Origin of the sequence: Corynebacterium sp. (genome assembly GCF_022712275.1) — a bacterium.
Lineage (GTDB): Bacteria > Actinomycetota > Actinomycetes > Mycobacteriales > Mycobacteriaceae > Corynebacterium.
The window spans coordinates 1-12,267 of record NZ_JALAGU010000022.1; the positions used below are offsets into that span (position 1 = coordinate 1).

General features: G+C 63.3%; 11 protein-coding genes. 3 read left to right on the forward strand and 8 right to left on the reverse strand.

Annotated elements, in window-relative coordinates:
- A partial coding sequence (locus Q0A27_RS03930; protein ID WP_291473767.1) for a metallophosphoesterase occupies positions 1 to 891 on the reverse strand: 891 nt, incomplete at its 3' end.
- 89 nt (positions 892 to 980) lie between these two features.
- The gene (locus Q0A27_RS03935) at positions 981 to 1,574 is read right to left on the reverse strand and encodes a hypothetical protein (RefSeq protein ID WP_291473768.1); all 594 of its coding nucleotides are present in this window, start codon (positions 1,572 to 1,574) and stop codon (positions 981 to 983) included.
- A gap of 542 nt (positions 1,575 to 2,116) precedes the next feature.
- Between Q0A27_RS03935 and Q0A27_RS03940 the strand changes: the two genes are divergently transcribed.
- On the forward strand, positions 2,117 to 2,326 hold the full coding sequence (locus tag Q0A27_RS03940) for a hypothetical protein (RefSeq protein ID WP_291473769.1): 210 nt from the start codon (positions 2,117 to 2,119) through the stop codon (positions 2,324 to 2,326).
- A 119-nt stretch (positions 2,327 to 2,445) separates the two neighbouring features.
- Here Q0A27_RS03940 and Q0A27_RS03945 read toward each other — a convergent pair whose 3' ends face one another.
- From Q0A27_RS03945 to Q0A27_RS03955, 3 genes are all read right to left on the reverse strand, one after another.
- Entirely contained in the window at positions 2,446 to 3,066 is a 621-nt protein-coding gene (locus tag Q0A27_RS03945) for a hypothetical protein (protein WP_291473770.1), read from the reverse strand.
- 586 nt (positions 3,067 to 3,652) lie between these two features.
- Positions 3,653 to 4,081 carry a hypothetical protein gene (locus Q0A27_RS03950; protein ID WP_291473771.1) on the reverse strand — a complete coding sequence of 143 codons (429 nt, stop codon included), beginning with the start codon at positions 4,079 to 4,081 and terminating at the stop codon, positions 3,653 to 3,655.
- 434 nt (positions 4,082 to 4,515) lie between these two features.
- Entirely contained in the window at positions 4,516 to 5,565 is a 1,050-nt protein-coding gene (locus Q0A27_RS03955; RefSeq protein ID WP_291473772.1) for a TniB family NTP-binding protein, read from the reverse strand.
- Between the two features lie 163 nt (positions 5,566 to 5,728).
- Between Q0A27_RS03955 and Q0A27_RS03960 the strand changes: the two genes are divergently transcribed.
- Positions 5,729 to 5,920, forward strand: a complete 192-nt coding sequence (locus Q0A27_RS03960; RefSeq protein ID WP_291473773.1) for a hypothetical protein — start codon at positions 5,729 to 5,731, stop codon at positions 5,918 to 5,920.
- Between the two features lie 90 nt (positions 5,921 to 6,010).
- On the opposite strand, the gene Q0A27_RS03965 is transcribed toward Q0A27_RS03960, so the two are convergent.
- Together Q0A27_RS03965 and Q0A27_RS03970 are read right to left on the reverse strand one after the other, a co-directional pair.
- On the reverse strand, positions 6,011 to 8,074 hold the full coding sequence (locus Q0A27_RS03965) for a Mu transposase C-terminal domain-containing protein (protein ID WP_291473774.1): 2,064 nt from the start codon (positions 8,072 to 8,074) through the stop codon (positions 6,011 to 6,013).
- Positions 8,071 to 8,856 (reverse strand): TnsA-like heteromeric transposase endonuclease subunit, encoded by a 786-nt coding sequence (locus Q0A27_RS03970; RefSeq protein ID WP_291473775.1) that lies wholly within the window; start codon positions 8,854 to 8,856, stop codon positions 8,071 to 8,073. Before Q0A27_RS03970 ends, Q0A27_RS03965 begins: the two co-directional genes overlap by 4 nt.
- A 589-nt stretch (positions 8,857 to 9,445) precedes the next feature.
- Between Q0A27_RS03970 and Q0A27_RS03975 the strand changes: the two genes are divergently transcribed.
- Positions 9,446 to 9,997: a dihydrofolate reductase family protein gene (locus Q0A27_RS03975; RefSeq protein WP_291473776.1), complete on the forward strand. Its 552-nt coding sequence runs from the start codon at positions 9,446 to 9,448 to the stop codon at positions 9,995 to 9,997.
- On the opposite strand, the gene Q0A27_RS03980 is transcribed toward Q0A27_RS03975, so the two are convergent.
- Positions 9,984 to 12,254 carry an excinuclease ABC subunit UvrA gene (locus Q0A27_RS03980; protein WP_291473777.1) on the reverse strand — a complete coding sequence of 757 codons (2,271 nt, stop codon included), beginning with the start codon at positions 12,252 to 12,254 and terminating at the stop codon, positions 9,984 to 9,986. The two genes, Q0A27_RS03975 and Q0A27_RS03980, sit on opposite strands and share 14 nt — an antisense overlap.
- Between the last annotated feature and the right edge of the window lie 13 nt (positions 12,255 to 12,267).

The window sequence follows — 12,267 nt, forward strand, 5'->3', positions numbered from 1 at the left end:
CGTGGGCCAGGGCAGTTCGGTGTCGGTCCAGGGCCACAGGGGACCGAACCCGGTCACGGTGAACTCGTCGACCGGGTACCAGCCGGTGTCGGTGATCACCTGCCGGTGGGCCACCGGTACCGACCACGTCCACTGGTCCGGCCCGCCGCCGTGGGTGTCGAGGATGACGACCGAGCCGTCGTCAGTCTCTTTGGCCAGGGCGATGTCCAGTGTGCCGGTCAGCTCACCGTCCAGGGGCGCGGCGAAGCGGGTGTGGTGGTGACCGTGGATGTGGACGGCCGGGTGCACAGCCGCGAGGATCCGGTCGATGCGGGCACGGTCTGCCTGGCTGAGTGGGTCAGCGGCCTTGTCCCAGGCGTGTGCACTGCCTGCGGACAGGGCGGTGAACGCTGCTGCCCCGGTCTCGTGGGTGACGAGGATGTCCACCGGGCCAGTACCGGTGCTGGCGGCGGTGATGGCGCGGGTAACCTGGGCGTCGGTGATGTGTTCGGCGGGGAACCAGTTCACGCCCTCGGTCCGCCACTTCCGGTCGGTGGAGGTCGCCCCTCCCAGGAACAGCAGGTCGATCCCAGCGATGGTGGTGCGTAGCCCGCGGGGCATGTAGGTGATGGACCGGGTCAGGGCGGTGGGTTCGGTGGTGTCGGGTGTGAGGAGGGTGAAGTCCTCGTGGTTGCCGTCGATGATCCGGTAGTCGACACCTGGGGCGCGTTCGTCGATGATGAGTTGCAGGAGATCGAGGTCGGCGGGGTGGTGGAAGCCGAAGTCACCGGTCTGGACGATGGTGGATGCCCCGGCGGCTGCGGCGAGGTTGGTGGTGTGGATGAACGCGTCGATGTCGTCGTGGAGGTCGCCGACGAAGGCGATGCGGTGCGGGTCCGGGGTGGTGCTCATGGGGTGAGGGTAAGGGACGTGACAAGCCGTTGGCTAGTTCTTGTGTCCGGTTCTGCGCAGGTAAGAGGGAGTTTACTGGTTCTTGCTGGTTAAAGAGCTACCGCGAGAACAGTAGCTACGACGATACCCAGGACCGTGGCGAACAGTGTCCATGAGGCAATCCTGATTGTCTTCCTGGAGGAGGTCTCTGCGCTCGTGTTGTTCTCGACGAGTCTTTGCTCGACGTTCCCCATCTGCTGGTCGAGTTGCTGGATGCTGGCAGCCATGGCTTGTAATACCTCTAGTGAGGCAGTGGCGACCTGGTCCTGACGCTGTTGTCTGGCTTCCTTCTCTCGCGCAGCCTCGTCGAGTCCTTCGTTGAGTTCGTCGTAATCGAAGGAAGGAACCACAGACGATGTGAACTGTAGAGCTTCGTATTCTGGAGGGATGTCAGTTAACGAGATAATCGGCTGCATTGCCTTTACGCTGTCTGACAGTGTGGTGGACGCATCGAGCGCAGGTAGAGATAGCGAATTGAAGTTGCCAGCAAACTCGCTTATTCCGGGTGGGATCGCAATGGACCTCTTAAGCTCTTCCATTGCAGGTCCTATCTTTTCGGACATGCGTTTTCCTTGTTGAATCGCCTCATCGTGTCGTGGATGATTCTCATCTGCGAGGGCCTCCCGCATCTCGCCGAAGGCCATCTTGCTGGAACGTGAACTCAGCTCTGGTCCTTCCTCACCCGCTTCGTGTCCACGATGTGCGGGAATCCCGTCATGTTCGTGCAATTGCTTCCCCTGGAGTCTCGCGCATCGAACCTATTGTTGATGCCAGTGACCTTCATCCTAGCCGACAGAAACGACGTGACAGATCTGCCTCGTTAGCTTGTTCGGCGTCGCGGGAGTGTCCACTGCACGCGTGCACCGCGCCGCTGCTGCTGTGAACACCGCGGGGTGGTGCTGTCGTTCGTAATCTCCGCAGCGAAGTACCGCTCTGCTGCCGACGGGGGCTGGTGTCTTTGTGGGTATTGAGGTTACCGGCCACGGGGTCAGGCTACCGAGATCGGGGACGTCGCGTCAGTATCACGTGTCGAGTTCTGCGCAGTTCAACAAGGCGTCGACGCAGAACAGAGGCGTGATATGGGGGAGATATCCTGGCGCGGGGAGCGCGGAACAGGGGTCTGGCAGGGTTGCCCACAGCACCGATAAGCAGTGCTGCCCTCCGTGGGGTTTTCCACGATGAAAGGATGGTGGACCACATGCTGTTCATCTTCACCCTCCTGCCCCTCCTCGTCTTCGGCGCGCTCGCGCTGCTGGCCAGTGGTGGCCTCCTCGGTGCCATCGCCGGTGTCGGCGCCAGTCGTGAGCGTCCGGTCGCGTTGCAGACCGCGTTCGCCGCCCTGTGCGCGATCATCGGCACGATGTCGGTTAACTACATCGTGACTGCTGTGCTGTAGCTGTTGGAGAGAGACCTCCACCCCAGAAAGTTGGGGGTGGAGGTCTCTCTCGTTCTGCAGTTTTCAATTCAGCTTAGTTACCGTTCCGGTAATTATGTACGACATCCGGATACCTACAGCTACGCCGTAAGCAATGTCCTCGCTTGGGAGGGGTCCATAGTTCCAGAACGTAGCATCAGATCACGAACAGTCGAGTTGCTGTTGAGTCCCACACCTGCGATTGCCTCGGAGTGTTCCGGTACTTCCTCGGCCTCGCTTCCGCTAAGTCCAAGCCAGTACACTAGGTCTCCCTCCGGCATCCCGAGGAACACGGAGTCGTAGTGTCCGCAATTCTCCAGAGCGTCGCTAACCAGATCGTCGGGGAGGACAGCAACGGCGATGATGTCTCCGGTTGCTGCCAGCATGCCGTGGAAGGTGTCCTTGCGTTCTGGGTAGTTCTGGAGGAAAGTCGCGTACTCTACAGCGAGATTCTGTCGTTGGAGTCTCCGGGTGGTATCGGTGTCCTGTAGTTCTCGCACGTAGATCGCCGGGTGGTCATCAGACTCTGCGAGTGCCTGTCGCTCAACGTAGAACACGATTGAGGTGTCAGTCCCTACGAGGTCGGCGACGGCTTCGGCAGCGAGGTCTTTGGCCTCTCTGAGTGTATCGGAACCTCCGATAGCGCCGATGTCGGTCCCGTAGTACTGCCAGGTTGGTGTCAATCCGGGCATGTGCCTGATGACGACGTGTACGTTGTTCACTTCAGTGCCCTCCTTGCTTCATCTAGGGACAATCCTACCTGGGTGACAAGTATCTGTCTTACGATCCCACCGTTGACGGAGGCTCCGTCGTGGTAGGAAAACATGAACTGTTTACCATTGATGGGACTCTTGAAGTGCGTGTGGCTGCCTCTTCCGCGTTGCTTTCCGCCTGGCTTCTTAAGCGGATCACCGCAGATCCGGGTGAGAATCTTCCTCATCTGGCGACCCGACAAGTTGGGGAACCTTCCATCCTTGCCCAACGCCTGACCACCGCTCCTCTGTTCCATGTCAACGTGGGACCACGGTAACACTTCCCATATCGGTAGGTGAAGAGGTGAGATTTCACTGCGTCCAGAGAACACTATAAGTGCAGGTAGGTTATCGTCTCGGGGGGTAGCTTGCACCCCCGATGAGCCATGAACTATGCGATGCAGCTTCCCGCACACCGCAGCAGGATACGTCAACCAACCAACCAGCCACCGGTTCCCCTCGCGAAGTTGCCTGGGCCCTGGACATCTCAGGGGCCAGGCATTTGCCAGTGGCCAAGTCGAAGGGAGGGCCAGGCGCACCGCCGCCCGCTGAGACTTCACCTCTTCTCCCACCTCGGGCGACTCGTCCAGAACTGCAACGTCACGGCGATGGTTGGATCAGGCGCCACCCCACGCAACCTGGCAGACGTGAGGTGCTCGTAGTCCCGCTTCAGGGAGTTCCACAGCACATTGTGGATCCGCCAGGACTCAACAAGCTCCGTGGGGTGCACAGCGGCTGCGATCCTCTCGTCCAGGAAAGCTCGACGCGTCTCGGGGCGAACGGGGGACAGCACCTGACCCAGGAAAGCGTCGTCGGTCAGCAACACTGCGACGGCGACTGTCTCCGGATACCCCAGCATCTCCGTACCTGCCTCGCGGAGACGTAGCCGACGAAGCCGGGACTGCACCACATGCTCAGGAAGACACTGGCAGATGCCGCGACAGTTCATGAACACTACGCTGCCCAGTGACAGTCCGCGTCCCACCAGTACACGGTGAAAGGTCCGCTCAGCCGTCAGGAACTCTGGCGCTCCAGAGACATCCACCTGTACCCCATCACCGAGCCATCGGCGGTGTCGTAAACAGACGTCTCCGCCGATGGCAGAGAGCAGCCCGGTGGCCGGCTGCCCTGCGGAACATTTGGCACACAGTTGGCGGTAGGAGAGTGGGACGGTGCCATCCTGTTCCGTCTCTGTGAACGCGGAGGAATGCAAGTCTCCCAGGCTCCGCCAGATCTTCCGGCGCTCCTCACTCTCGCGCCGCTGCGGGAATACATACCCCTGCGAGCGCAGAGCAGATTCCACGTCCTCGACCGTGAGATGGTTGGCTGCTGCGGCGCGCCGCGCGTACGAGATGAGTCCCTCACCCTGGAAACACCGCACCCGCACCGGAAGTGGAGCGGGGCCACGTGAACCGACGCTCATACAGCGCCACGCCTCCGCTGCGCATCCGTCTTCGCAGCCGGTGGAACCAGTGCCTGACCGCGTACGGCCTCCTGGTCCAGGATCACGGTGTCCAGCCCCGTCCGGGTGATTCTCTCGGCCCCGGAGAGTATCGCCTCAATCGCGGCGTCGCCGAGCAGGTTGCGCAGACTGCCAATGGACCCGCCGGTGCGGTGCCACAGGTACGCCGCTATGTCGTCGGTGGTCAGCGTACCTGGTGTGTGTGCGGCCAGTGGAAGAAGCTCTTCCATACCGGCGACCAACTCCACCCACGCTTCTCTATTCGCCGCACTGCCGTAGCCGTAGACCCGCAGGTCGTAGATCTTGGTCCGTGCCCGGATCTGGCGTCCCATCTCGCCGGCCAGAAGGTCGGAGTCCAGCAGGTCGATCCCGCAGAAGATCACAGCCGCGTCCAACCGCTCGGTGAACGACTTCAGTGTGCTGGCGGCATCAGCGCCGGCTGACTTGTTCGTTTTCAGGTTGTGGACCTCGTCGACGATGATCATGGACGTCTTCAGGTCCCGCAGTACAGCAACGACGTGGTCGGTGATGGTAGGGGCATCCCATCCGCGGCGGACAGGCAGACCGATCCAGCGGGCGACCGCAGACATCAGCATCTTCGGGGTGCATCCAGGTGGAACAACCAGGTAGACGACCGGGGCGACTGACAGATCGGCTGCGGAGATCCCCAGTTTTCTACGCACTGCGGTCTCGTGCTTCTTCCCCAGGAGCATGGCGATGGTGGATTTTCCGACTCCGGCTCTACCTGAGATCGCCAGCGTACGACCGGCAGTGGAGCGCGTCGCGGCGAGTCGGGCGCGTAGGATCCGGACCTGGTCGGTAACCGCAGCGATGTCCTTGGTGTTGATGACGACGTCCGCACCGATCCATGCGAACCGGGACTCGTTGTAGGTTTCCAGGTCGCTGGGGGCGAGTTCGGTGAGTTGGTCGGTTCCCAGAATCTTGGGGGCGACCAGGTGTCGGGAGGCGAACTCGCGCCAGCTGGCGAGGGAGTCGGGGACAGCCATCGGGCTACCTCAGCTTTCGGTGGTGTGGCGTGCAGTACGTGGTGTTTGCCGAGCGTAGCCTCGGCACCGGCATGGCTGCTGTCACTAGTACCCGGGGACGTGACATCTCTGATGCGTTGCCTGTAGAATTGGTGGCTGATCAGGGAAAGGCGGGTTATGAACCATGACGATCCAGAACCGTTCGATGGCCACGGGTACGAAGCGTCGGGCCTTCCTGACAGGGGTGGGGAGCCTGATGGACCTGAGCGGGAAGACGACATACCGCCAGGCACAGAAGATGATGCCCCCGCCGAAGAAGCCCATGACACGCGGCCAGTTGGAGCAAATGATCCGGCGCCTGGAGATGGGGAAGTAGACGAGCCGCGTGTAGCGGTCACGGAGTACCTCCAGCAGAAAAGACGCGGAGGTTGCGTAGCAGGCAGATGAGAGCGACCTGGGTGATCGGTTAGAAGAAGTCGTCTTCGTCGACGCGGCGTGCTGCACGTCGACGAGGTTTGACCGGCGGATCGTCGTCTGGCGGAACACTGGGAGTCGAGGGGGACAGGTCTGCCGTCGGGGGTTCGCCACCGGTCAGCAACGCCAGGTCTGCCTTTGTGACCTCCACCGCCGGGGCCGCAGGGACGCTAGACTCAGCGGTCCGCGAGCGCTTCGATGCACTGCGCTCCTTCGTGGTTGTCGGCGCGGTGAGAATCCGGTTGATCTGCTCGGCGACGTCTTTACCGGCCAACTGATTGGCCGTCCGGGTCAGTACTCGCTTCGCCGCGGTCAGAACGTCCTGGGAGAACGGTGCTGAGACTTGGGCGTTCATCACCCACGTCGCCTCGATCCAACGGCCTTTCACATGGTCTCGGACCCAGATCCGGTTCATCCGGTGCGGATCGTAGCGAACCTCCCACTTACCCGATGCCGGCGCCGGAAGGCCCGAGGACATACCGCGGTACTCGGCGAGCTCGGGAGCTGTGTAGTGCAGCCCGTCGAAGTTGATCCCGTAGGGCTGGATCGACCGGTAGGCCACCGGAAGCAGAGCGATGTAGTCGTCGCGCTCGAAGGTCACCGAAGCCTGCGGGGCTACCGATGCCAGCGCGGCGTACATCTCGTTGGGGGTCAGCTTGCGCTTGGGCATCGCAGCGATCCGCAATCCCTCCTGGGTCCGGTTCTGGTAGACACCGACGACCCACATGTCCATGAGATTCTGGACCTCGACCATCGTCCACACCGCCTGGCTGGCGGGGTCCTTGCCCCGCTGGACGACGTTGGGGCCGACGTAGCCGTCCAGGTGCTGGACGAAACCGGTACGCAGGCCCCGGAAGAACGACTCGATGTGCGGTTTGTCGGTCGGGGTCCGGGGCGCGGCCAGCGTGAGGTTGATCTGCAGGCGCTCGCAGGCGGAAAGGAAGGTGGTGGACTTGAACGCCCTGCCGCGGTCCATGGTGATCGACTCCGGGACGATGACGGGCTTCGCCGCGACCTGGGCGCGGGCTTCAGCGTCATTGGGCAGCATCCCGGTGGGCAGGATCGAGCGTGAGTACGCCAGGGATTCAGGCCATCCCGGCTGCAGGGTCAGTGGGGTCATCGCGCGGGCGAGCAAGACCGCGGCGTCGACGGCCTTTGTCGCCACCGGACGGGCAATGACGGCCAGGACGGTGCGGGTGGCGATATCTACCGCGGCGGTGACGTCGATGCGACCGGAGGACCCGTCGGGGTAGATGACCATGAGGTCCAGGGGAGTGGAGTCGATCTCCACGAGCTCGCCCGGGCGTTGCGGATGCCGGGTGCCCCAGGCGCGGTCGGGACGGTTGGACTTGGACCGGCGGGTGGTGGCAGAGCCGAAGGGGGAGCGGTCGCGCTCCAGTTTCCGCAGGATGCGGTACAGGGTGGCCCGGGACGGGACTTCCCAGCCGTTGTCCTGTGCAGCGTGGGTGACGCGCATGATTGCCCGGGACCGGGTGCCGGTGGACAGGTTCGTCTGGCCGGCGATCTCTTCTTCCAGCAGGGCGATGACGCGGGGGTCGGTGCGGCCAGCGACGGTGGTGTGCCGGACCTTCCTGGAGTCAACGAGCCCGGCGATGCCCTGGGAGCGGTAGGCCGCAAGATAGCGCTCCAGGGACCGCTGTGTCACCGGGAATCCGAGGCCGGTCAGCTCTGCAAACTTGGCGTCCAACCGGTGTTGCAGGGGGTTGTCGAGGTCGTATTCGCTTCTGGGTACCTGTGTGTCTCCGTTGTCGGGGAGGATGCCGTGGACCAGCTCGTAGACATGCCGGTGGAGGAACTCGGTGTGCTTCCGGGTCTTCTCGTCGAGAGTGTCGAGGACCGCCACCGAGTCCAGGTCGGGGAGTCGGTCCGGGGTATCTGCGGTGTAGGAGTCGGCGGTCAGCAGGTCTGACACACTGAGCTGTCTGGTGTCTCCGGTGGATAGGTTCGTGAGGGTGAGGAGGGCACCGTCCTGGGCGGTGACCTGCCAGTCGGCGCCGTCGAACGTGATGTAGTCGAGAAGTCGGACGCTCTTCATGGTGTCGGCTCCCAGTGTCGTCGAATGGGGGACTCCATGGTCAGTGGCTGCGACGGATCGAAGTGCACCTCGCCGTGGAACAGCAGGTGCAGTGTGTTGCAGAGGATGGCGTCCCGGGCGAGCCCCGTGCTCCGGGACGCAGCGTGCACACCCGCACGTAGTGAGGTTTCAGGGTCGAATACAGCGAGCAGGGCACCGCGGACCTCCGTGTCAGGAGCGTAGCGGTCCATGCGGTAGCCGGCCAGCCAGTCGAGGGTCTCGGAGGTTGGTGACTCCAGGCCTGTGAACACGGTGTAGCCCCAGCCGATTTCGGCGCAGAGCTCGGCAGTGAGGTGAAAATGGGGGTCATCGGCCGCGTCGGGACGGCGGACGTCGACGAGGGTGGCATCACCGCCGGCGTGGCGGCAGAAGAAGTCAGGGACGTGGGAGCGCAAGGTCCTGGTCCGGCCTTCCGGAGTTTCGGTGGTGGCGCCTGCGGGCCAGAGCAGACCGAGAGGCTGGGCACTGATAGCGGTGATGGACGGGTCGAAGTCTGCGGACAGCAGGAACTGGCGCTCCAGGAGAGACTCGAAGGGAACATGCGTGCCGACCGTCGTGGAAAACCAGTAGCCCTCGTAGTTGCGCTTGTGCTTCCAGGCGAAAAACTCGCGGAGTGGCTGGGCGCGTTCCACGGGGATGTCGCCGAGGGCGGCGTCTCCTGCGAAGTTCTGGATATTTCCGTCGAGGTTGATTAGGACGCGTGTCTGGTCGGTGCCGTTGGCGGGCAGATGTCGAAGTGTCATGTCCCGGGCTCCCAGTGACGAGTGACAAGGTTCCTCCGAGACTACGACAGGTTCAGTGCGAAAGATAGGAGAGATCCGTACCCCGACAGGTTAAGTGCGAAAAACGACAGAATGACTGAGACAGATCAACAGGGGCGGGAGTCGGCTCTGGCTCTCTCGCTCTAAAATGTCATAATGTATATTATCGGCTAATCAGAGTGGGGTGCCGGGAGTGAGGTTCTGCGGTGACACCGACGATGTTGTGTCGCCGCTGTGCCGGCACCGTATCCCACTCGTGCCCTTGCCTGCCGCTCTGACTGGTGCGGACTGCTGTGCCATCTGGTTGTGGCCGCCGCCTTCGACCCGTGACGGATTGCCGGCCCCGGGCGTCACGGCCGGATGGCGCTGAACCGAACCGGACGGCACTGTCATCCTCGTTGTCGGACTGCGCTCAGCACCTTTGAAGCCCTGATCTCCCGTTCTTTGTCCGCCCTTCCGGTAGCCTCTAATTACGTCACAGTGACGTTTATGGTGGAGCATTCCTCTCCATGCGGCACCAGGATTTCAACCCCCGTCGACATCTTCTGACCGCCGCGTCATACTGGATGTCATGCACGTCACCTACACGACCGCGACCACCGTCAACGGATTCCTCGCCACCGAGGACGACTCGCTCGACTGGCTCTTCGCCGTCGGCGGCGAGACTCCCGAACTCGGCGCCCTGATGGACGCGACGACTGTTCTCGTCATGGGCTCGCACACCTACGAATGGCTGCTGTGCGACCAGGACCTCATCACGCAGCCTGAGGCATGGACCGCATCCTTCGGCACCCGACCTGTCATCGTCTTCACCTCACGGGAGCTGCCGGCACCGCAAGGTGCCGACGTCCGCTTCGTTGACGGTACCGTCGGCGACAACGCCGACATGCTGCAGGACGCCGCGGGCGACGGCACCGTCTGGGTGATGGGTGGCGGAGACCTGGCCGGTCAGTTCCTCGACGCCGGACTTCTCGACGAGATCACCCTCCATCTCAGCCCGGTTTTCCTCGCGAACGGAAAGTCACTGCTCCCGCGGGACCTGGCCTCGGATCAGCTCACTCTGGTCCGGGCCCGGCAGATCGGTCAGTTCATCGAGGCGACCTGGCGTATCAGTCATTCCTGAGCGCTTCTGCCAGACAGTGGCCGGTGCCCGACCGGGAACCGACCCGGACCAGCTCAGCCGGTGTGCCCTCGAAGACGACCTGACCGCCGTTGTCACCTGCGCCCGGACCGATGTCGATGACGTGGTCGGCATGCGCGATGACCTGCTGATTATGCTCGATAAGTACGAGTGATCCACCAGCGTCCACCAGCGCATCGAACAGGTCCAGTAGTCGACGGACATCCGCGGCGTGCAGTCCTGTCGTCGGCTCATCGAGGATCAGGCGTAGTGGTGCGTCCCCGCTGATACTGCCGAGATGTCGGGACAGGAGCAGCCGTTGACGTTCTCCGCCGGACAGTCCGTCGAGTGTCCGGCCGGCCGCCAGATACCCCAGGCCCACCCGGTCGACCCAGCGCAGTCGCGCCGCATCTGCCGGACCGAGCAGCTCGGCGACCTCGGAAGGACGCAGCGCCTCCACATCGGCTATCGTGTACCCACCCACAGTCACGGACAGGGCTTTCTGGTTGAACCCCGACCCTCTGCAAGCCTCACAGGGCGTCCTCGTGTCTTCCATGAAGGCCAGGTCAGTGGTGATTTCCCCGGTGCCACGGCACTCGGGACAACCGCCCTTCGCATTGCGGGAGAACCAGGACTGAGACAGATCGCCGGACGCCGCGAAGAGTGACCGGAGTCCGTCGGCCGCACCGGTAATCGTCAACAGTGAGGACCGGCGACCGCCGTGCAGTGGCTGCTGACCGACCACGGTGAATTCGGGATGCTGCGCGGCGAAATCAGTGGTCATCAGCGAGGATTTTCCGCTTCCGGCCACACCGGTGACCACGGTGAGGACGCCGGTCGGGACCGCCACTGTGAGGTCCCGGAGGTTATTGCTCCGGGCGTGCTCTACCGCAGCGGAACCGGTCGGTGTGCGGACCGAAGACTTGAGAACCGGAATATGAACACCGCTCCCAGAGGCGGGTGAACCAGTGAAAGTGACCTCGCCACCGGATTCCCCTGCTCCCGGCCCCATGCCGATGACGTGGTCGGCGGCAGCGATGACCGCCGGATTGTGGTCGACGACGAGAACAGTGTTCCTCCTGTCTCTCAGGCCGCTGAGTAGCGTGATGACACGCTGTACGTCGTTGGGGTGAAGGCCGGCGGCCGGCTCATCAAAGACATAGGTCACCTCGGTCAGGGGGCTTCCCAGGTGCCGCACCATTTTTAGCCGCTGCGCCTCACCGCCGGACAAGGTCGGCGACGACCGGTCGAGGTTCAGATAGCCCAGGCCGACCTCGGTGAGGGCGTCCACGCGGCGGGAGATGTCCACGAGCAGAGGTGCGGCGCTCTCCCCCAGTGACTCCGCCGCATCGGAGACCAGTCCGTGCAGGTCGGAGATGGACACTGCGGCCCAGTCGGCGATCGACCGGCCGTTGATGTGACTGTCCCTTGCCTCCGCGTTGATCCTCGCGCCGGCACAGTCCGGGCAGGTCGAGTGACTCACCACGGCGTCGAGACCGGCACGCTCGGCAGCGGTGAGCCGGGACGGCGTCCTGCGCAGGTAGGAATCCCGAAGGCGGGGAATGATCCCGTCGAAGCGACCGTGGTCCGGATATCCCGGTAACGGCTCCTCCAGTCGGAGATCACGGGCATGCATCAGCACATTGCGGATCTCGTCCGGCAGCTGCGACCATGGCACGGACGGGTCACAGAGACCCGAGGTGACCAGACGTTTCCACCGGTAGGTCCCGGGCGCGAAGGTCGGGAACCGCACGGCACCGTCGTCCAGTGAAAGGTCCGGGTCGATCAACGCGTCCTCGTCGATGGCGGACAGCGTCCCCAACCCCTCGCAGGTCAGGCACATGCCGGTCGGATCATTCGGAGAGTACGCCGGGGAGAATCCCGCCGACGGCACTGCAAACCGGGAGAAGAGCATCCGCAGCGGGGTCGCGAGGTCCACGGCCGTGGCCACCGTAGAGCGGGCATTACCGGTGAACCGTCGCTGGTCGACCACGGTCGTGAATGTGAGCCCGTCGATCCGGTCGACGTCCGCCGGCGGGTACCGGGCCAGACGGGTGCGTACGAAGGACGGGTATCCGGCGGCCGTCGCCCGCTGTGCCTCCGCCGCGATCGTGTCAAAGACCAGTGAGGATTTCCCGGAACCGGAGACTCCGGTGACCACGGTCAGTGCGTGAGACGGGATCTCCACGTCGATGTCCCGCAGATTGTGGGTGCGGGCGCCGGTGACGGTGATGGACGCGGTGTTCTCGTCAATGTTCATACTGATCACGCTA